Genomic DNA, 20,910 nt, shown 5'->3' with positions numbered 1-20,910 from the left:
CCATCGCTTCATCGATATTCGGAAGGTAGCACGGCGTGACCGAAAGAGATTCCACAGAGGATTACATGGCCGACGACCGAGAAAGGATGTCGGCGTACGCGATCCGCTTCCTCGGCTCCTGGCTGACCGAGATGGACGGGACGCTGGCCAGATGGCGCGAGAGTTATCTGCCGCGTGATTTCCCGTTCGATTTTTCGCTGGACTCCCTGGACGCCCTGGAACCGCTGCTGCTCGCGCGCTACCCGGATCGCGCATCCGTCACCTCCGACGAGACCGCAGAATTCACCGAGGGTGCGGTCCGGTACATCGGCGAGACCTGGCGTCGCCACGTCCCCAGCCGCTGGGTTTATCACGACAGCGGCGCCGCGGATACAAACATCTTCAATCGAGTCCCGCTCATCGCCTCGAATGTGCCGGACGAGCATGAGGAAGCCATTGTTCCGCTGCACACCCTCGTCGCCTTCGCCGTCGAACGCGAGCCCGAGATCCTTCGCGAGATGCTTTCCGTACTCATCGATTCCATCGAGGAAGCCGAGGAAGGCGAGTAGCAAACAATGACCCGTTACGCGGACATACCCAAGCCCATCCGCTCCGGGATCGTCATCGTCGATCCTGAGCGCGGCACGCCTCAGCGCATCATCGTGTTGCAGTTCAATCCCGATACCCTCGAACGCTCCGTCGCGCCCCAGGCCGCCGGCGGGAGTGGTGACTCCGGCGGCGGGGGGAGTGGAACCGGGGATCGGAACGAGGCCCTGCGGTTGAAGGGGCCCGCGCAGGAGACATGGAAGTTCACCGCCGAGATCGACGCGACCGATCAGTTCGAGGTCGCCGCGCCCGACGGGATTCATCCGCAGCTCGCCGTGCTGGAGATGCTCGTGCAGCCCACCACCGCGCAGCTGCGGGCCGCGTCGCAGTTGGCCAAGAACGGGACCATCGAGATCAGTCCCATCGAGATGCCGCTCACCCTCTTCACCTGGGGCAGCAAGCGCGTCATGCCCGTGCGGCTCACCGAGCTGTCGATCAATGAGTCGGCGTTCGACGTCAATCTCAACCCGATACGGGCCAGCCTCAGCATCGGGCTGAAGGTGCTGACCGTCAGTGATCTGCCCGCCGGGCATCGCGGGGCCGAGCTGTATCTCGCGCATCTCGCGCAGAAGGAGCGGCTCGCCGCGGCCGCCGTCGGCGGGCAGCTCGGGGGGCTCGGGCTCAGCGGCGGCCTCGGCGGCGGCGTCGGTGTCGGATTCGGGACAGGGAGGTAGTCCGCAGTGATGGAGCCGTACGAGAGTCCGCTCGACGCGATCCCGGGATCGCATCCGTACCCCCGCGACAGCCGGTACCACGACGCAGGGATCGGGGTGCATGTCCAGCCCGACGGGACCGAAGTGCGTTACACCAAGCGGCGGTTGCTGCCGCCACTGCCGAGCGAAGAGGGCGCGACCGCGCCGCATGCCGTCAGTGGTGGCGAGCGGCCCGACCACCTCGGGCAGCGCTACTTCGGAGATCCCGGACAGTGGTGGCAGATCGCGGACGCCAATCCCGTTCTCGACCCACGTGAACTGACCTCCGAACCAGGGCGGGTGATCGGGATTCCGCTGCCCGGTGGAGCCGTGGGGACCGGCCATGGCTGACGAGCCGATCGGGACCGGGCCCGTACATTTCACGCTGCGCATGGGCCCGCAGCTCACCCGCCCCGTGCCCCAAGCGGTGGCCGAGGCTCTGCTGTCCGCGCAGATCACCAGTACCGCGGGCGAACGCAGTGGCTTTCAGATGGCGTTCGACCTGACCAAGAAGGGCGCCATCATCGATCGGCTCCTTCCTGAGGGATTCTTCGATCCCCGCACGCGCGTCATCGTCTCGACGACCATCAAAGGCACCCCGACCGTCCTCCTCGACGGGCTGATCGTCCGTCAGGAAGTCGGGTCGAGCAATCAGCCGGGGCAGAGCACGCTCACCGTCACCGGCGAGGACCTGACCATACTCATGGACCTGGAGGAGCGGACCGACCGCTTTCCCAACCTCTCCCCCGGCCAACGCGTCAGCCGTATTCTCGCCAAGTACGTGGACTACGGCATCCGGCCCGAGGTCGTACCCGAGCAGATCGCCCAGCCGCCCCGCGAGCAGTTGCGCGTCGACTACCAGACCGCCACGGATCTCGGCTACATCAACGAGCTGGCCCGCGCCAATGGCTACACCTTCTACCTCGAACCGGGACCCACCCCCGGCTATTCCCTCGCCTACTGGGGTCCGCAGCGCCGGCTGGGGCAACGTCAGCACGCGCTCAACGTCAACATGGACGTCAACTCCACCGTCGACCAGCTCACCTTCGCGTACGACGGAGCCGCACGCGAGGAGCCGCAGGCGCGCTGGCAGAATCCGCTGTCCCGCGAGTCGACGCTGCTCCCGCAGCCCGACATCAGCCCGCTCAGGCCCCCGCTGGGCGGCCGTGCGAGCCCCGCGCTCAAGCGGAAGCGGCTGTCGGGCACCGCGAAGAAGGGGTTCGAGCAGGCGCAGGCGGAAGCCCTCGCCCGCGCCGCGACCTCCGCCGACGCGATCTCCGGTTCGGGGCAGCTCGATGTCAACCGCCACGGCTACGTACTGCGTCCGCGCGAACTCGTCGGGGTACGGGGCGCCGGCAGGACATACGACGGCGACTACTACGTCACCTCGGTCACCCACAACCTCACGCCCGGCTCGTACCAGCAGAACTTCACGCTCTCTCGTGAGGGACTCATCGCGCGCAGCGGCACCGTCCGTCCTTGAAGCCACCCAAGCCCACCAAGCCCCCCGAAGCTCCCTGAAATCCCCTGAATCCCCTCAAGTCCCTGAAGCCCTGAAGCCCTGAAGTCCGAAGCCAGACACCGCAGGAGCAGCCCGCATGGCGCCAGCATCGAACAACCGCTTCCTCGGCAAGTTCCGGGGCCGGGTGGCGGACAACAACGATCCGCTGCGGATCGGCCGGATCACCGCGTACGTCCCCGACGTGCTCGGTGACGAGGCGTCGACCTGGGCGATGCCCTGCTTCCCGTTCACGGGCGAGCAGGCCGGCCAGTACGTGATCCCGTCCGAGGGGGCGGGCGTCTGGGTCGAGTTCGAGCAGGGCGACCCGAGCTTCCCGATCTGGACCGGCTGCTGGTTCGGCGACCGGAGCGAACTGCCGGCGGACGCGCTGGCGGGCGCGGAGCGGGACGCGCGGCCCGTCGTCATCGAGACCCAGGGCCACCACAAGATCGTGCTCTCCGACGACCCCGAGAACGGGATTCTCCTCCAGGCTCCGGGGACCGACGGGAACGGCCCCTTCATCCGGATCAACAGGGACGGGGTCCACATCGACAACGGGCAGGGGGCATCGGTCCTTGTCTCCGGCGACCAGGTCGACATCAACCGGGGCCGGCTGACCGTGCCCAAGAAGCGTTAGCGCCCAAGAAACGTCAGCGAAGAGACGGGGAGAGAAGTCTTGTCCGGGAAAGTCATCCACGCGGGCACCCTGATCGGCTGCCCCCACGGCGGCCGGGCCGACGCCGCGCCCGCTCCGTCGAGGGGTGTGCGGCTCGACGGTCTCGCCGCCGCGACCGGCGCGCTCGTCCACACCGTCACCGGTTGTCGCCACACCGTCGACAACATCCCCGTGCCGTGCACGAGCGTCCGCTGGACGCCGGCGGCCGGCGGTGTGCTGATCGACGGCTCGCCGGTGCTGCTGGAGAGCACGGCGGCCCTCTGCTACACGGCGGGCCTCGTGCCGCAGGGGCCGCCGGTCATCACGACGGCGTCACATCAGGGGGTGGCCTGCGGATGAGGACGAGGCCGGTACGCACAGACATCGCCTTCCCCTTCCGTACCGACCGGCGGGGGCGCACCGCGCACGCGGACCATGACGACCATGTGCGGGATCTGATCGAGCAGTTGCTCTTCACCAGCCCCGGTGAGCGCGTGATGCGCCCCGACTTCGGCTGCGGTCTGCTCGATCTGGTCTTCACACCCAACAGCCCGGAACTGGCCTCCGCGCTGGAGCTGTCGGTACAGGCGTCGCTCCAGCGCTGGCTGGGCGAACTGATCGAGGTGGAGGCGCTGGACGTGGTGAGCGAGGAGAACGTGGTGCGGGTATATCTGCGCTACGTGGTGCGCTCCACCGCGAGTCGGCGCGACGAGGTGTTCGAGGGGAGCGGCGCGGTATGAGCGAGCCGAGTGATCAGTTGGTCTGCCGTACGGACGGCAGGCGTACGAAGGTACGGGCCGCGCGGCTCGGTGGTGTGGACGCGGTCGAGGTCGGTGACGACGGGCTGACCCTGACCGTCACCTTCCTGGGCAAGGCGCCCCACGGGCTCTGCCCGGAGAACATCCGGATCGACGGCGGCCGGCGCGTCAGTGGTATCGAGGCCGTCGAGGTGTCGGTCGAGCGTGAGGAGGACCCGGAGCTGGACGACCGGCTGTTCGTCACGCTCGACCGCACCGGCGACACCTCCCGCTACCGGCTCTCGGTCGTCGCGACGGATCCGTACGGCCGGCCGGGCACCGAGCCGTTCCACGGGTTCGACCAGCGCTACTTCTGGGCCGACTTCGACTTCCGGGCGGACTGCCCCACCCCCTTCGACTGCGAGAAGGACGAGCGGGCCGACGGCCCGCCCCCGCACACATCCGCCCCCGTCATCGATTACACCGCGCGCGACTACGACACGATCCGCCGGCTGATCCTGGACCGGCTGGCGCTGACCACCCCGGGCTGGGTCGAGCGCAATGCCGCCGACCTCGGGACGACGCTGGTCGAACTCATCGCCCACACCGCCGATCTGATCAGCTATCAGCAGGACGCTGTCGCGACCGAGGCGTATCTCGACACGGCACGGCGCAGGGTGTCCGTACGCCGCCATGTGCGGCTCATCGACTATCCGATGCACGACGGGGTCAACGCCCGCGCGTTCGTCACGGTCGAGACCGTGCGCCGGCTGACGCTGCCGCCCGGTATGTTCCGCTTCGCCGCCGTCGATGTTCGTACACTGGCGCCGCGCGACCGGCCCGAGATCGGTACGGTCGTCAACGACCGGGATCTGGCCGTGCTGGACGAACGCGGTTCGGTGGAGGTCTTCGAACCGGTTGTCGCCGAGGAGCCGTTGGTCCTGTCCCCCGAGCACAACACCATCCGCTTCTGGACCTGGGGCGACGAGGTGTGCGCGCTGCCCCGGGGAGCCACCGCCGCCACGCTCCGGGACGCGTGGGCGGACGAGGAGTGTGCGGCCCGGACGCTGGAGCTGTCGCCGGGCGATCTGCTGCTGATCGAGGAGGTACGGGGGTCGCGGTCCGGTACGCCCGGCGACGCAGATCCGGCGCACCGGCAGGCCGTACGCCTCACCTCCGTCACCCCGGGCGTGGACCGGCTCTCGGACCAGCCCGTCCTGGAGGTCACCTGGGCGCGGGAGGACGCGCTCGCCTTCCCCGTCTGTCTGTCCACGCGCGGCGGCTCCGGCTGCGAGCGGGTCGAGGATGTGAGCGTGGCGCGCGGGAATGTCGTGCTCGTCGACCACGGCCGGTCGCTGACCTTCCACGGCGGCACGGCCCGGACGGTCACCGTCCCGCCGGCGCCTGCCGTCCTCGGCTCCTGTGAGCCGTCGGGCTTCGGCTGCTGGGACGGGGACGCGGGAAACGCGACGGGCGCGCTCATCAACGCCCGTATCGATCAGACGCGGTGCGGCCGGCCACTGACGGCCGATCAGATCCGGGAGCTGTTCACCGTCGTCGGTGAGGACGCGACGGAACGGGCCGGGCTCACGCTGGAGCTGGCGGGGCGGCGGCGGGAGAAGGTCGTCCCCGGCACCGCCTACGCCCAGGCGGAGGCGCTGGCGACCCTGCTGGCGCAGGTCACCTATCCCGGCGTCCGGCCGCGCTTCCGGCCGGTGCTCGACCGCTCCCCCGTCGTCCAGTCCGTACCGTTCCCCGAGCCCCGCCGGGTCTCGGCCGGGCAGGCCACCCGGCTGGCGGCCATCGGGGGCCGGGTGCGGGAGCGGCTGGTGGAGCTGTGGCGCAGCGCCCGCGACCACGACGGGCTGACGGATCATGAGATCACCGAGCTGACCGTGCTGTTCGGACTGCGGGTCCTGGAACGTCTTGAACTGCGGCGCCATCCGGTGCGCGCGCTGCGTGAGTTGCTGCACCGCGGCGAGCGGCTGCTCGCCACGAAGCTGCGCCGGCTTGAGGTGCTGAGCGCGCGGGCACGGGCGGGTGCGGTGCTCGACGCCTCCATCGCCTGGGAGATCGCGCACAGTTGGGGTCCGGCGTACGCGGTCGGGCTGCATCCCGGTGAGGCGGTGCTGCGCGGGCCCGCCGCGGCGCTCGTACAGGATCCGCGGGCCGCGCTGCCCGCGGTGAGTGTCACGGACGGCGACACGTCCTGGGCGCCCCGGCGGGATCTGCTCTCCAGCGGCCCGCGCGACCGGCACTTCGTCGGCGAGCTCGAGGACGACGGACGGATCGCCCTGCGTTTCGGCGACGGGCGGCACGGCGCGCGTCCGCGACCGGGTGCCCGGCTGGAGCTGCACTGCCGGCTCGGTGGAGGCACGGCGGGCAATGTCGGCGCGGAGGCCATCAACCATCTGGTGCTGTGTCGTGATCCCGGGGCGTCCGACGCCGGGGAGCCGATGCCGGTGGCGGGGGTACGCAATCCACTGCCGGCCGTCGGTGGCATGGAGCCCGAACCCGTCGAACAAGTACGCCAGTTGGCCCCGCTCGACCTCAAGCGCTCGCGGCTGCGCGCCGTCACCGCCGAGGACTACGCGGCGCTGGCCGCCGGGCTCCCGGGGGTGCAGCGCGCGGCGGCGGAGATCCGCTGGACGGGCAGTGTCCAGGAGGCGCATGTCGCCGTCGACGCGCTGGGGAACGGCGATCCCGCCCCCGAGCTGCTCGACTCGGTGTCGTACGCCCTGGAGAGCTACCGCCGGATCGGCCACGACCTGGTCGTCGGTCCCGCCAGGAACGTACCGCTGGACATCGCTCTCACGGTGTGTGCCGCGCCCGGCCGCCAGCACGGGCAGATCCTGGCCGAGCTGTACCGGCTGCTGGGGAGCGGGCGGCTGTCGGACGGCCGGCTCGGGTTCTTCCATCCCGACGCGCTGACCTTCGGCGAACCGGTGCGGCTCAGCCGTCTGGTGGCCGCGGCGGCGGCCGTACAGGGCGTGGAGAGCGTACGAGTGACCCGGCTGATCCGGCTCTTCGACGAGGCTCCCGCCGGCCATACCGACGCGGACGACACCGCACTGGAGGAAGGCGTGCTGCGGCTCGGCCCGCTGGAGATCGCGCGTTGCGACAACGACCCGGACCGGCCCGAGAACGGCCGGCTGTCCATTGAACTGGCCGGAGGCGCACGATGAGCGACAACCGCACCCGCGGCTGCGGCTGCGGCGGGCACGACGAGCGCCACGCCCCCCGGCCGCTGTACAACCCGCCGGGCCGGACGGCCCTCGACTACCGGGTCGGTGAGTACGGCTCGTTCCTCGCGGCGATGCTCGACCGGCTCGCCTCTCCCGCCTACCCCGCGCTGCGCGGACTGACTGTCCGTACCCCGGACGACCCGGCGATCGGGCTGCTCGACTCCTGGGCGGTCGTCGGCGACCTGCTCACGTTCCACTCGGAGCGGATCGCCGAGGAGGGGTATCTCCGTACGGCCCGTGAGTACCGTTCGCTGGCCCTGCTGGGGAGGCTGGTCGGGCACCGGCCACGGCCCGGTATCGCCTCCGACACCCATCTCGCGTACACCCTGGACCGCGATCCGCGCGCCGAGGACCTGCCGGTGCTGATCCCGCGCGGCGCGCGCAGCAACAGTGTGCCCGCCTCGGCCGACGAGGAGTCGCGGACCTTCGAGACCGGTGAGGACCTGACGGCCCGCTGGGCCTGGAACGAGCTGGCGGTACGCCGGCGCCGGCCCGCCCTGCTCACCCCGGACGATCTGCGCGAGCGCTCCGAGATCCAGGTCTCCGGGACGGCCGCCTCGTTCCAGACCGGGGACAGGCTGCTGTTCGTCTTCGGCGCGGACGGGGAATCGGCCGGGGAGCGGCGGCTGTTGCCGGTCGCGCGGGTCAGGATCGACCGGGACGACGAGGTGACGGCGATCGGTCTGCCGCAGTCCGCGCCGCCGTCGCTCGCCGAGCTGGTGGCGGAGCTGCGCGAGTGGATCACCGAGGACGGGCGGGAGGCCGAGGAGGGCGACCCCACCCCCGACAACCCCAACCCGCGCCCCGTCAGCCTGATCATCGACGATTTCGACGGTCAGGTACTGGCGCCGCTGCGCGCCGATCTGGACGGCATCACGTCCCCGGCGGCGTTCGCCCGGCGGCTCGCGGATCCGCATGAGCGGCTCGCCGAGGCGCAGGCCGTGGCGGCTCCGTACGAGGAGGTCGTGGCCTGGTTCGAGCGGCTGGAGGCCGTGGTCGGCGAACTGATGGAGCGGGCCGCCGAGTTGGAGCCCTCGCAGCCCGTGCCGCCCGCCCCCGCGAACGCCGCCGTGGACGCCTCGGAGAACGTCCCCGGGAACGCCCCCGCGAACGCCGGGGCGGCGGACTCCCCGGCCATGCGGGCGCTCGGCGCCGTACTGCCCGCCCTGCGCACCCGGGTCGTCAAACCCCCGTCGGGGGCCCGCGCGCTTCCGCACGATCCGGCGCGCCTCTTCGCGCCGGGCTCCGACCTCGGCGCGCGGCTGCTGTCGGCGCTCGATCCACGGATCGCGGACGGGATGTACACGGCGTGGCGCAACGCCGCCCCGGCCGTGCCCGCGCTGCTGCGCGAGCTTCAGGCGATGCGGGTGACCGCGGCGCCGTTCGGGGCGACGGCACCGCTCAAACCCGTCCAGGACGAGCGGGGGCGGGTCGTCCGGCAGACCGACTGGCCGCTGGGCGGCTCGTCCCTCACCACCATGCGGATCGTGTACGACACCGCGGGCCGGGTGCCGGTACGAGCCGAGTTCCAGCACACGGAGACCGGCTCGTCCGTACAACGGTCGGAGAATCTGCCCGCCGAGATCACCTTCGATCTGGCGCCGGGCCGGGTCTCGCTGGTGACCCGTACCGCCCAGGACCGCGATCTGAGCTGGCTCTCCCGGCGCCCGGCCGACTCCCAGGAGCCCGGCGTGACCGCCCAGTTGCTGCCCGGTCTCCCCGAGCGGACGCTCTTCGTCTCCCGGCCCGGCGAGGACGGCCGGGTCCATGTCGCCGTGCACAACGGCGAGGCCCTGGAGTGGTGGCTCGCTCCCGGCGAGCACAAGCAGGTCACTCACGGAGGGCTTGAGCTGACCGTGCGGTACACCGTCGGCGGCGAGCCGGCGAATGTCGAGATCGGTCTCGCGACCGTCCCCGAGCAGGCCAACCGCCATACGCTGCCGCTCGATTCCGTGCAGGACGGCATCACGGTCGGCAGCTGGGTCGTGGTCGAGCGCCCCCGCAAGGGCGCCGAGGGGCCCGACGGAATCCCGGGCGACAGGAAGCTCGCGTCCGTCACCACCCGGGTGACCGCCATGCGTACCGCCGCGTACACCAACTACGGCATCACCGGCCGGGGCACCGAACTGACGCTCGCCGATCCCTGGCTGGACGAGCACGACGTCCTGCTCTCCACGATCCGTGACACCACCGTGCACGCGGGCGGTGAGGCGCTGCGGCTCGCCGACGAGCCGCTGGGCGAGGACGTCCACGGCAATGAACTCGAACTCGCCGAGCTGTACGACGGGTTGCGGCCGGGACGGCATCTGATCGTGTCGGGCGAGCGCACCGACATCCCGCACACGGCCGGGGTGCGGGGCACCGAACTGGCGGTGATCGCGGCGGTGGACCAGGCGCTGGACCCCCGTCTGCCCGGTGATCATGTCCATACGACGCTCACGCTCACCACGGACCTGGCCTACCGCTACCGCCGTGACACGGTGCGCGTCCAGGGCAATGTGGTGCCCGCCTCGCACGGCGAGAGCCGCGACGAGCCGATCGGCAGCGGCGACGCCGACCGGATCAACCAGACGTTCACCCTCTGGCAGTCCCCGCTGACCTGGCTGCCGGCCGACAATCCACTGGGCGCCACGCCCACCCTGGAGGTATGGGTCGACGGTCTGCTCTGGCACGCGGTGGACAGCCTGGCCGGACGTGGTCCGCGCGAACGGGTGTACGTCACCGGCACGGCCGCGGACGGGCGGACGACGGTGACCTTCGGCGACGGGGTGTTCGGCGCCCGGCTGCCCTCCGGGCACGAGAACGTCCGGGCCCGGTACCGCTTCGGCACCGGCAGCGCCGCCAACGTCCCCGCGAACCGGATCACCCAGGCCGTCACCCGGCCGCTGGGCGTCACGGCCGTCACCAATCCGCAGCCCGCCACGGGCGGCGCGGACGCCGACGGTCCCGGTCTGACCCGGCGCACGATCCCGCTCGCGGTCTCCGCCCTGGACCGGCTCGTGTCCATCAGGGACTACGAGGACTTCGCCCGCTCCCGGGCGGGCATCGGCCGGGCCGTGGCCCGCGAGATCTTCGACGGGCGGCGGCGGGTGCTGCATACGACGGTCGCCGGGGTCGATGACATCGCGATCGCCGAGGACTCCGAGGTGCTGCGCGCCCTGCGTTCCTCGCTCGCCCGGTACGGCGACTCGCGGCTGCCCGTGCGGGTGGACGTACGCGAGTTGGTGCTGCTGCTGCTCGCGGCGCGGGTGAAGGTGGCCCGTGATCATACCTGGAGTGTGGTCGAACCCCGGCTGCGCCAGGCGTTGCTGCGTGAATTCGGCAGCGGCCGGAGGGAGTTGGGCGAGCCCGCCCGGCTCTCGGACGTGCTGGCGACGGCCCACCGGGTGCCGGGTGTGGACTATGCGGATGTCGATGTGTTCACCGGGGTGCCGGCGTCCGTCACCCCGGAGGAGCTGATCGCGCTCGCGGGAGAGCTGGACCGGCCGCGCCCGGCGGTCCCGGCGCGGCTCGCCACGTACGACGAGGACGTGCACGTGGTCACCGAGCAGGACGGCGAGACGCTCACCCGGATCGCCGGCCGGTACGGCATCCCGCTGGCCGAACTGCTGCGGCTGAACCCGGACATCACCGATACCCGGCGGCTCGCGAAAGGCCGGGCGGTGTGTGTCTTCCGGGGCATCAGGCCGGCCCAGCTCGCCCTGTTGTCACCGCATGTCGCGGACACGCTGATTCTGACGGAGGTCACCGCATGAGCAGGGAACCGGACGGGCTCGCGGAGCTGCTCCCGCAGTGGCACCGGCTGCGCGACGCCGAGGGCGGGGAGCCGCTGCGCGCGCTGCTCGCGGTGATCGCCGAGCAGGTCGACCGGGTCCGCGACGGGGTCGAACAGAGCTATGAGGACTGGTTCGTGGAGACCGCGGCGCCCTGGGTGCTGCCGTATCTCGGCGATCTGGTCGGCTACACCCCGCTGCCCGGCTATGAACGGGTGCTCGCGAAGGGCCTGGAGAGCGGCGGGAGCGCCGAGGAGGCGCGCGACCGGCTCGCCGAGGCCCTGGCGCCGCGCCGCGATGTCGCCGCGACCGTCGCCAACCGGCGACGCAAGGGCACCCTGGCGCTGCTGGAGGAGCTGGCCGAGGACGTGGCGGGGTGGCCCGCACGGGCGGTGGAGTTCTCCCGGGGCCTCGCGCACCAGCAGCCGGTCAAGCTGTACGGATCGGGGACGGCGGCCGTGAACGCGCGCCGGCTGGAGCGCGGCCGGCTCGTGGACGTACGGGAGGGCGCGGCGCTGGATCTCGCGGGCGGGCCGTTCGGCGCGGTCGCGCGGTCGGTGGACGTACGGCGGGCCGGTTCCGCGCGTACGCGGGGCGGCCACTCCCCGGCGGGGGTGGGCCTGTTCGTGTGGCGGCTGAAGCCGTACCACCTGACCAAGGCGCCCGCGTACTGCGTCGACCGGGCCCGTAACCTCTACACGTTCTCGATCCTGGGCAATGACACCCCGCTGGTGACCAGGCCGGTGCCGGAGCCGTCGGCCACGCATGTCGCGACCGTCGACAACGTCCCCGCCTACATCCGCCGCAGGCAGCTCGCCGACCGGCTCGCGGACTACTACGGTCCCGGCAGGAGCTTCACGGTCTGGCGCGACGGCCAGGTCGAGCCGGTGGCGCCGGCGGATCTCGTGGTGGCGGATCTGACGGACTGGCGCTACCGGCCCAAGCGCGGGCAGGTCGCCGTCGATCCCGAGCTGGGCCGGATCGCCTTCGGCTCGCGCTCCGCGCCGCGCCAGGGCGTCTGGGTCACGTACCACTACGCGTTCCCGGACGACACGGGCGGCGGTGAGTACCCGCGCGACCGGGAGACGCCGGTGTCCGCGGCGGTCTACCGGGTCGGCCCCGGCCAGCCGTACCAGCGGATCATGGACGCGTACGGGCAGTGGCGCTCGGACCGGCGGGCCGGGCACTGCGGGCCCGACGGGCTGATCGAGATCACACACAGCGGCGCCTATCAGGAGCAGCTGGACTTCGATCTGGACCCCGGCGACCGGCTGGAGGTGCGGGCGGCCGAGGGCACCCGGCCGGTGATCCGGCTGCTCGACTGGTACAGCAACCGGCCCGACGCGCTCAATATCCGGGCACGGGACGAAGACGGGCAGGCGGGCGCGTGCGAGGCTCCCCGGATCGTGCTGGACGGTTTGCTGATCACCGGTCGCGGGCTCCATGTCTCCGGTCCCATGGGCGCGGTCGTGCTGCGGCACTGCACGCTCGTACCCGGCTGGTCGCTGGAGCCCCACTGCGCGCCGCACTCCCCGGAGGAACCGAGTCTGGTGCTGGACAGGACCACCGCGTGCGTGGAGATCGAGCGGTGCGTCCTCGGCACCATCGAGGTGATCGGTGACGAGGTGGGGCACGACCCGCTGCCCCTCCATGTCCGCGACAGTGTCCTGGACGCCACCGGCCACGACCGGGCGGCCCTGTCCGCGCCGGACTGCCGTCATGCCCATGCCGTGCTGCACGCGCACCGCACCACCGTCATCGGGGAGGTCCACACCCACGCGGTGGAGATCGCCGAGAACTCCGTCTTCACCGGGGCGCTGCGGGTGGCCAGACGGGGCGTCGGGTGCGTGCGGTTCTCGTACGTACCGCCCGGCTCGCGCACCCCGCGCCGCCATCGCTGCCAGCCGGACTTGGTGGGCGGCGAGGAAGCGGCGCGAGTACGGCCGTTGTTCACCAGTGAGCGGTACGGCACGCCCGCGTACGCGCAGTTGGCGGCCGGGTGCGCCGAGGAGATCAAGCGGGGCGCCGAGGACGGTTCCGAGATGGGCGCCTTCCACGATCTGTACGAGCCGCAGCGCCTGGACAGTCTGCGGGCACGGCTCGCGGAGTACACCCCGGCCGGTACCGACGCCGGGATCGTCACCGTGACCTGATCCCTCCTTCTCCGTGTGCCCCGCCTCATGCCCGATGCCGTAACTCCGTATCCCGCGCGACCGAATGCCGAACTTCCGAGGGGGACCCCTTCCCATGCACGCAGATATCTCCCGCATCACCTTCCGGCCCGACCGGCACTACTCGGCGGTGATCGCCCAGCAGGGCCGCGTCCAGCTCGACGCGGACGCCAATGAACAGGCCGCGATCCAGCTGCACCAGGCCCGTACCCTCGCCGCCGATCTGATCGGGCGGCACGGCGGTCCGCGCGGTGCCACCGGATTCGCGCTGGATTTCGTGGGCGGCGGCCGGGAGCTGGACGATCTGTCCATCGCGGGCGGCCGTTACTACGTGGACGGCATCCTGGTGGACGCGACTCGTCCGGCGCCCGGAGTGCCGGTCGAGGATGACGCGGCCCCGGCCGAGGACGGTGACAAGGACGCTCCGGCGACGCCGGAACCGCCGGCCACCTGGACGTACTGGGACCAGCCCGATGCCTACCGCGACCCGGAGCGGCCCGGCGACCGGCTGCCCACCCAATTCCCCTATCTGGCCTATCTGAAGGTTTGGGAGCGTTCGGTCACGGCAGCCGAGGACCCGCTGCTGCGGGAGGTCGCGCTGGGCTCGGCGATGCCCGACACGGCGGCCAGGCTCAAGGTCGTCTGGCAGGTGCTGCCGCTTCCGGGCGAGCGGCTGGAGCTGGATCCGGCGGACGGAACGCCGCAGGAGCAGGCACGCGCGGCGTTCACCACATGGGTGGCGGCGCAGGCGCCGACGGCGCGGATGGCCGCGCGCAGCCGGCGGCCCGAGCACGCGGACGAGGACCCGTGCCTGGTGAAGCCGGACGCGCGGTACCGGGGCCCGGAGAACCAGATGTACCGCGTGGAGATCCATCAGGGCGGCGCGGCGAAGGACGCGACGTTCAAGTGGTCCAGGGAGAACGGTTCGGTGACCTTCCCGGTCGACGGACTCGACGGTACGTGGGTGGAGCTGGCCTCGCTCGGCGCTGACGACAAGCTCGATCTGAACGTCGGCGACCAGGTCGAGTTCACCGACAGCGCGTATCTGAGCAGGGGCGAGCCGCTGCCGCTGCTCAGGGTGGAGGAGGTCGACCTGCCGGGACGGCGCGTACGGCTCTCCGCCGAGCCGGACCCGTCGGTGGGACGCCGGCCCGAGCTGCACCCGTTCCTGCGCCGCTGGGACCACCGGCCCGGATCGGGGCGCAGCGGTGGCGCGGGGCAGTCGGGCCGTACGAAGCGGGGCGCCGCGCAGCCGCGCGACGGCGCGCTGCGGATCGAGGAGGGCGGCTGGCTGCCGCTGGAGGACGGCGTTCTCGTCTACTTCGAGCCGGGGAGGACGTATCGCTCCGGTGACTTCTGGACCGTTCCCGCGCGTACCGCCACCGGTGATGTGGAATGGCCCGAGGACGCGGCCCGCAGGCCGCTGCTCCGCACCCCCAGCGGGGTCCAGTACCACTACGCGCCGCTCGCCTGGGTGTTGGGCGAAGGGTCCGCCGCCGATCTGCGGCTGGCGTTCGCCCCGCTGGCCACCCCGATCCCCGCGGCGAACGAAGCTGAACTCGCGGCGGAGACGGCGGCCGAGGAGGAGGCCGTCGCCGCCGAACTGGCCGCGTCGGACGGCACCGCCGGACCCACGCCCGAGCAGAACAGCGAGGCACAGACCGAGAACTGACCCGGAGAACTGACTCGACGTCAGACAAGCGAAGGAGCACCACGATGGCAACACCTCTGTCCGCCACCAAACTGCTGCAAGTACTCCGTAACGAAGGTCTGCGCGTCGTCGAGCACCGGAGCTGGCGCACGCACAACCGCAACCACAAGGGTCCGTGGGGGCCGCTGCACGGGGTGATGATCCATCACACCGTGACGTCGGGCACGGAGAGTTCGGTGGAGCTCTGCTACAACGGCCATTCGAGCCTGCCGGGCCCGCTGTGTCACGGTGTGATCGCCAAGGACGGCACGGTCTATCTGGTCGGCAACGGCCGGGCCAACCACGCCGGCTCCGGCGACGACGACGTCCTGCGCGCGGTGATCAACGAGTCGGCGCTGCCCGCCGACAACGAGGCCAACACCGACGGCAACCGCCACTTCTACGGCTTCGAGTGCGTCAACCTGGGCAATGGCACGGACCCGTGGCCGGCCGCCCAGCTGGAGGCGATAGAGAAAGCCGCGGCCGCGATCTGCCGGGCGCACGGCTGGACGCAGCGTTCGGTGATCGGTCACAAGGAGTGGCAGCCGGGCAAGATCGATCCGCGCGGCTTCACGATGGAATCGATGCGCCAGCGGATCGGGGACCGGCTCGGCGGCAAGCCGGACGGCCCCTCGACTCCGCCGCCGAAGCCTCCGGCGACATTCGAACCGTTCCCCGGAGCCGCCTTCTTCGCGGTCGGCCGGCGCAGCGCCGTGATCACGGCGATGGGCAAGCGGCTGGTGGCGGAGGGATGCGGACGGTACGAGGTGGGCCCCGGGCCGGAATGGACCGAGGCCGACCGCAAGTCCTACTCCGCCTGGCAGCGCAAGCTCGGCTACTCGGGCAGCGACGCCGACGGCATCCCCGGCAAGACGAGCTGGGACAAGCTCAAGGTGCCCAACGTCTGATCGGGTGATGTGATCCACCGCGCGCCATCCACACGCCGACGCACACCACCGCGCACCGGCCGGACGCCCCTGTGACATCGGGGCCCGGGTCCGAGGGGATCCGGTCCGAGGGGATCCGGCCTGTGTGCGGTGACATCTCCCCGGCGGACCGGGCTGAGCAAGCGGCCGCCCGGGGCTCGGCGGTGACTCAGATGCCGCGGGGCAGTTCGCCGGGGTACGTCGCGGCACGCTCGGACAGGGCCTCCAGCGCGGGGAGCGCGGCGTACAGGGCACGCCGTTCCCCGTCCGTCAGCGGCGACGAGGCCGGCGCCCGGGAATTACCCGAGCTCAAGGCTGGTGACGGCGTACAGACCCGGTAGATCCATTTCGGGGACCGGACCGGTATACATGCGCGCGGCCTCGAAGGAGGGCGTCAGCCCGAGCTCTTCCGCGAGCCGTACGGACGGCCCGTTGATTTCCGGGATGTCGATCGCCACGGGTGCCCCGGGGACGGTGGCGGCCAGTCCGCTCAGCAGCGCGGCGGCGATCTCCGGGGACGCGGCGTAGAGCGGCCCGATGCGCGAGGCCCCGCTACAGGGGCGGATGGCCGCGAAGCCGCCCAGTTCGCCGTCGTGGACGGCGGCGAGGCTCGTACGGTCGGGCAGCCCGATCCACGAGGCGAGGAAGGCGTCGCGCTCCGCCGGGAAGAACCGCCGGTCATAGGCGGCGAGTTGGTCGAAGGAGATCCGGCGGGCGTCGGTCAGCGTGATGTCGTCCCGAATGCCGGTGGCCGCCGGCACGCCTTCGTAACGGACATTGTTCCAGGCTTTGCGGAAGCCGGACTTACGGTAGTTCTCCTGCTGGTCGATCACCCCGTCGAGCCCTACGTTCCGGCCGGCCAGCCGCGCCATGGCCGCCCGCCAGACCTGGATTCCGTATCCCTGTCCGCGCACGGCGGGCCGGGCGATATAGAAACCGATGAATCCGAAATCGGCGCCGTAGCGCACGGCGGAAACAGACACGACGGCCTCACCATTCAGGCACCCGAAAATAAAGCCGCCCGGATCGGTCGGGAAGAAGGAATGTCTGTCGGTCCTGCCTGGATTCCACCCCTCCTCGTCCGCCCATGTACCGAGCTGTTCGATGTAGTCGGCGTTCGCGGTCACAATCTCAAACGTCACCATCGGCCTCCAGTGCGGTGGGCTCACACCTTGCCACAGCCCGCTCCGGAGAAAACCGGAAGTGGATCAGCTCTCGGCCGGGCCGGCCGGCGACCGGTACGCCGGTCGCCCCCACCGGTGCCGGTGCCGGTCCCGGTGCCCGCTCAGCCGAACCGGCCGTTGACATAGTCGGCGGTCCTGGTGTCCCGGGGCGCGTTGAACATCGCGTCCGTGTCGCCGTGTTCGATGATCACCCCGGGCGTCCCCTGCTCCGCGAGGAAGAAGGCACAGGAATCGGAGACGCGTGCGGCCTGTTGCATATTGTGCGTGACGATGACGATCGTCACCTCCGTCCTCAGTTCGGCGATCGTCTCCTCGATGCGCCGGGTCGACGTCGGGTCGAGCGCCGAGCACGGCTCGTCCATCAGCAGCACCCGTGGCCGCACCGCCAACGACCGTGCGATGCACAGCCGCTGCTGCTGGCCGCCGGAGAGCGCGCCCCCCGGCTGGCGCAGCCTGTCCTTGACCTCGCGCCAGAGCCCGGCCTTGCTGAGGCACTCCTCGACGAGATCGTCCTTGCTGTCCCGTCCCGCCTTGATGCCATTGAGCTTCAGCCCGGCCAGGACGTTGTCGTACAGCGACATGGCGGGAAACGGATTGGGCTTCTGGAAGACCATGCCGATCTGCCGGCGGGCATGGGTGATGCGCCGTCCGCGGTCGTAGATGTCTCCCCCGTCGAGCAGCACGCGTCCGGCGAGAGCGGCGCTCGGGATCAGTTCGTGCATCCGGTTGAGGATGCGCAGGAAGGTCGACTTGCCGCAGCCCGAGGGGCCGATCAGCGCGGTGACCTCGTGCGCGGGCATGGTCAGCGAGACCTGGTCGAGCACCTTGTGGTCGCCGAACCACGCGGAGACGGCATCGGCCCGCAGTGTGGCGGCGGTGTCGCCGCCCACCGCGGGCTGGACCAGGGTGTCGGCGAGTTGGGGCGGCGTCACCGTCATGGTGGGGCAACTCCCTTTCTTTGAGATTCTTTCAGAGCAGGTTCGGCAGGAGGCGGGTGGCGGCGCCGGAGACGGCGAGGCCGAGTACGGCCAGGACGGGCACGGCACAGATCCAGGCCTGCCAGCGGCCCCACACTCGGTGTGCCCAGGCGGCGAGGAGCGCCGCGACGAAGAGCGCCTGGGTCCACAGGAAGACGGCGAGCCAGGCGCCGTTGTCGCCCTTGAGCGCCTCTTCCGCGGAACCGATCCATCCGGCACGGCGCTCGCGCGGGGGGCTGGGCTGTACGGGCGTGGTCAGTTCGGCGTCCACCCGCAGCACTCCGGAGGGGGTGTACGGGGCGCCGGTGGCGGTGATGAGGGTGAGCCGGCCCTGGTTCTGACCGCCGCTGGGCGTGGGCAGTTCATCACCGGCGCGCCGGATGCCGGTGACCCGGTACTCCGCCTTGCCCTGGCCTGTCATCACAGTGATCGTGGCGTTGTCGGGGAGCCGGTCGAGGTGGGAGAACGGGCTTCCGTACCCCCACTGCCTGCCCATGATCACGGAGGTGCCCGACTGGCCGGGCAGCGCGGTGTCACGGCGGTGCCCGGGGCCGGACATCAGTACACCGGACGTGGTGCCCTCGCCGACGACCTCGTGGACACCGAGGGCGGGGATGTCGAGCAGCGCGACGGGGGCGCCCAGGGGGAGTTCCTTGCCGTCGTTGCCGAGCGTGCCCACGGGGGCGGTGCCCTCGGCGAGTTGCTTGCGCAGCTCGTCGTAGGCGACCTGCTGGTCACGGGCGTGCTGGAGATGTCCGACGACGGTGAGGTTCGCGGCGAAGCCGAGCAGTACGGCGGCGAGGACGCACAGCGCGGCCCCGGCCAGCGCCAGACCCGGGCGGGCGGGGGCCCGCTGGGTTCCCTGGCCGCCCGCGGGCTCCTGGCGCTCCTCGGATCCGACGGGCGGTGAGGGGGGGCCCGGCGGGGCGGGGGCGGACGTCGACGGTGTCAGAACGGCCACGGTGGCTGCGCTCCTCGCTGGCTGGATCGGTGGTGAGGGTGGAAGTGGCGGTGGGGACGGGCCGGAGACCGGCTCGGATGCGGGTCGCGTACGGGTACGGGCGCGGGGCCCGGAGGCAGACACACGGCCTGCCTCCGGAAACCGGCACGCCCGGGACAGTCCGGGACAGTCACGGACCGTCCCGGGCTCTCCGGCGTCAGTCGCCCGCCGTGCCCGGAGGCGTGGCGAAGGTCATCAGGCCCCTGCGGCGCACGCCGATCACGAACGCGGCGCCCACGAAGCACAGCGCCAGGGAGGCCAGGGCGATCGAGGCGACGCCCGTGCCCGTCGAGGCGAGGGAGCCGCCCCCGCCGCCGCCCGCGCTGCCACCGGTCGCCGCGCCGGAGTCACCGCCCGTGTCACCGCCGGTGTCACCACCGGAGGTGCCCGCCGCCGCGCCGCCGTCCTCGCCCGTGGAGTCGCTGGGCTCGGGGGTGGGCTCCGTCACCACGCCCGTGGTGAACGTGAAGTCGAGGCTGTGGCCACCCTCCTTGTCCTCGGCGAGCGTCAGCACATGATCGCCGTCCGCGATTTCCGCCGGGACGGTGAACGGGTAGTCCGCGACGATGCCGTCCGCGCCCGCCTTGGCGTCCTCGAAGGTCGCGTCGCCCTCGGCGAGGGCGACCTTCACGGTCGCGTCCTTGGTATAGCCGCGGGCGGTGATCGTCACCTGCTGGCCGGCTTCCAGGTTCGAGTTCGGTTCGAGCAGATTGCCGTCCGCGTCCAACGCGTCGAGGTCGGCGGGCACGCTGGGTCCGTCGGTCGGCGACTCGGAGTCGGTGGGCTCGCCGCTCGGAGTGCCTGCCTCGTCGACCGTGTAGCCGGTGATCAGATTGCTCGAACCGGCATACGCGTCAGAATCCGTGGGAGTGAACTGGGCGCGGATGTTCTGCACGCCCTTGGGCAGATCCTTCGTCGTGAACACGGCGGTGCCGTTCTCGACCGCCTTCGCGCCCAGTGCGACGGGATCCGTACCGGCGATCTCCGACGTCAGTGCCACCTCGCCGGCCGCCGCCTCGGGGGTCACCTTCACCGTGACCGTCACCTCGCTGCCCACCTCGGGGTGGTTGTCCGGAACGGCCGTCAGCTCCAGGCTGGTCGTCTCGGCCTCGGCCAGCGCCCATGTGTCGCCCGTGACCTCGATGTTCGCGGTGAAGAAAGCCGCGGGCAGGTTCGGGTCGAGGAAGTTGACACAGTCGAGCCGCACCTCGTACGTGCCGTCATGGGACTCGCTGCCGTACCACCCGGCGAGGATGTCGGAGAAGGGGAAGAATTCCTGCGGCATCTCGGTGTCGATGGGCCCGGCGTCGTACGGTCCCGTCGTCGCCTGGCCCAGGCGGGCGGTCGTGCCGTCCGTCGGGTGGAGCACGGTGAGCCGCAGCGCGTCGCCCTGCCCCTCCGGGCAGGCCGTGTCCGTGGTGACCTGTGGGACGAGCGGATCGTCCGTGATGCTGCCGGTAGTACGGACGAGGGTCAGATCGCCGAGACGCTCCGCCGCGTTCGCGGTGGCCGCGGCGCCGAGCACGGCGGCGGCCGCGCCCATGAGCAGAGCGCAGCACAGCAGCAGCGCCGGGAGTGATCTCGCTCTCGCGAGGCGTGTCATGGTCGGGTCCCCCACAGGGTGTTGGTGTCGCGGTCGGTGCCGCGGTTGATGTCGGTGTCGGTGCTGATGTCGGTGGTGATGTCGGTATCGATGTCAGTCGGAAAGGGAACGTGCACGGGACACGCCGCGGGGCCGGGCACCTGGAGGGTGCCCGGCCTTGGCGTGGTGGGA

At 71.3% G+C, this 20,910-nt stretch carries 17 protein-coding genes; 12 read left to right on the top strand and 5 right to left on the bottom strand.

The features are described from left to right. Positions 1–35 precede the first annotated feature (35 nt). From ACIRQP_RS16435 to ACIRQP_RS16380, 12 genes are all read left to right on the top strand, one after another. Positions 36–548, top strand: coding sequence for a hypothetical protein (locus ACIRQP_RS16435; protein WP_403889713.1), 513 nt, complete (start codon positions 36–38; stop codon positions 546–548). Between the two features lie 6 nt (positions 549–554). Further along, the gene (locus ACIRQP_RS16430) at positions 555–1,259 is read left to right on the top strand and encodes a hypothetical protein (protein ID WP_403889710.1); all 705 of its coding nucleotides are present in this window, start codon (positions 555–557) and stop codon (positions 1,257–1,259) included. A gap of 9 nt (positions 1,260–1,268) precedes the next feature. Next, positions 1,269–1,628: a hypothetical protein gene (locus ACIRQP_RS16425; protein ID WP_403889707.1), complete on the top strand. Its 360-nt coding sequence runs from the start codon at positions 1,269–1,271 to the stop codon at positions 1,626–1,628. Continuing rightward, positions 1,621–2,760: a hypothetical protein gene (locus ACIRQP_RS16420; RefSeq protein ID WP_403889704.1), complete on the top strand. Its 1,140-nt coding sequence runs from the start codon at positions 1,621–1,623 to the stop codon at positions 2,758–2,760. Before ACIRQP_RS16425 ends, ACIRQP_RS16420 begins: the two co-directional genes overlap by 8 nt. A gap of 115 nt (positions 2,761–2,875) precedes the next feature. Next, the gene (locus tag ACIRQP_RS16415) at positions 2,876–3,415 is read left to right on the top strand and encodes a phage baseplate assembly protein V (RefSeq protein WP_403889701.1); all 540 of its coding nucleotides are present in this window, start codon (positions 2,876–2,878) and stop codon (positions 3,413–3,415) included. Between the two features lie 39 nt (positions 3,416–3,454). After that, entirely contained in the window at positions 3,455–3,793 is a 339-nt protein-coding gene (locus ACIRQP_RS16410) for a hypothetical protein (protein WP_403889698.1), read from the top strand. Continuing rightward, the gene (locus ACIRQP_RS16405) at positions 3,790–4,173 is read left to right on the top strand and encodes a GPW/gp25 family protein (protein WP_403889695.1); all 384 of its coding nucleotides are present in this window, start codon (positions 3,790–3,792) and stop codon (positions 4,171–4,173) included. Before ACIRQP_RS16410 ends, ACIRQP_RS16405 begins: the two co-directional genes overlap by 4 nt. Next, positions 4,170–7,355, top strand: a complete 3,186-nt coding sequence (locus ACIRQP_RS16400; RefSeq protein WP_403889692.1) for a putative baseplate assembly protein — start codon at positions 4,170–4,172, stop codon at positions 7,353–7,355. Before ACIRQP_RS16405 ends, ACIRQP_RS16400 begins: the two co-directional genes overlap by 4 nt. Continuing rightward, positions 7,352–11,170, top strand: a complete 3,819-nt coding sequence (locus ACIRQP_RS16395) for a putative baseplate assembly protein (protein WP_403889689.1) — start codon at positions 7,352–7,354, stop codon at positions 11,168–11,170. The genes ACIRQP_RS16400 and ACIRQP_RS16395 overlap by 4 nt, the downstream gene beginning before the upstream one ends. Then, positions 11,167–13,341, top strand: a complete 2,175-nt coding sequence (locus ACIRQP_RS16390) for a hypothetical protein (RefSeq protein WP_403889686.1) — start codon at positions 11,167–11,169, stop codon at positions 13,339–13,341. The genes ACIRQP_RS16395 and ACIRQP_RS16390 overlap by 4 nt, the downstream gene beginning before the upstream one ends. A 94-nt stretch (positions 13,342–13,435) precedes the next feature. After that, positions 13,436–15,031, top strand: a complete 1,596-nt coding sequence (locus ACIRQP_RS16385; protein WP_403889683.1) for a DUF6519 domain-containing protein — start codon at positions 13,436–13,438, stop codon at positions 15,029–15,031. A 44-nt stretch (positions 15,032–15,075) separates the two neighbouring features. Then, entirely contained in the window at positions 15,076–15,957 is an 882-nt protein-coding gene (locus tag ACIRQP_RS16380; RefSeq protein ID WP_403889680.1) for a peptidoglycan-binding protein, read from the top strand. A gap of 187 nt (positions 15,958–16,144) precedes the next feature. Here the strand turns inward: ACIRQP_RS16380 and ACIRQP_RS16375 are convergent, their stop codons facing one another. The 5 genes from ACIRQP_RS16375 to ACIRQP_RS16355 all read right to left on the bottom strand — a co-directional run bounded on the left by ACIRQP_RS16375 (position 16,145) and on the right by ACIRQP_RS16355 (position 20,739). Further along, positions 16,145–16,288, bottom strand: coding sequence for a hypothetical protein (locus ACIRQP_RS16375; protein WP_403889678.1), 144 nt, complete (start codon positions 16,286–16,288; stop codon positions 16,145–16,147). Beyond that, positions 16,275–17,120 (bottom strand): GNAT family N-acetyltransferase, encoded by an 846-nt coding sequence (locus ACIRQP_RS16370; RefSeq protein WP_403889676.1) that lies wholly within the window; start codon positions 17,118–17,120, stop codon positions 16,275–16,277. Before ACIRQP_RS16370 ends, ACIRQP_RS16375 begins: the two co-directional genes overlap by 14 nt. A 140-nt stretch (positions 17,121–17,260) precedes the next feature. Then, the gene (locus tag ACIRQP_RS16365) at positions 17,261–18,097 is read right to left on the bottom strand and encodes a phosphate ABC transporter ATP-binding protein (protein ID WP_403889673.1); all 837 of its coding nucleotides are present in this window, start codon (positions 18,095–18,097) and stop codon (positions 17,261–17,263) included. Positions 18,098–18,128: 31 nt separating this feature from the next. After that, complete coding sequence (locus ACIRQP_RS16360) at positions 18,129–19,097, bottom strand: sortase (protein WP_403889671.1); 969 nt, start codon at positions 19,095–19,097, stop codon at positions 18,129–18,131. 196 nt (positions 19,098–19,293) lie between these two features. After that, complete coding sequence (locus ACIRQP_RS16355) at positions 19,294–20,739, bottom strand: Ig-like domain-containing protein (protein WP_403889668.1); 1,446 nt, start codon at positions 20,737–20,739, stop codon at positions 19,294–19,296. Between the last annotated feature and the right edge of the window lie 171 nt (positions 20,740–20,910).

The organism is Streptomyces sp. NPDC102274, assembly GCF_044766385.1.
In the GTDB taxonomy this organism is placed as follows: Bacteria; Actinomycetota; Actinomycetes; order Streptomycetales; family Streptomycetaceae; genus Streptomyces.
This window is presented reverse-complemented; position numbering and strand designations above follow the sequence as displayed.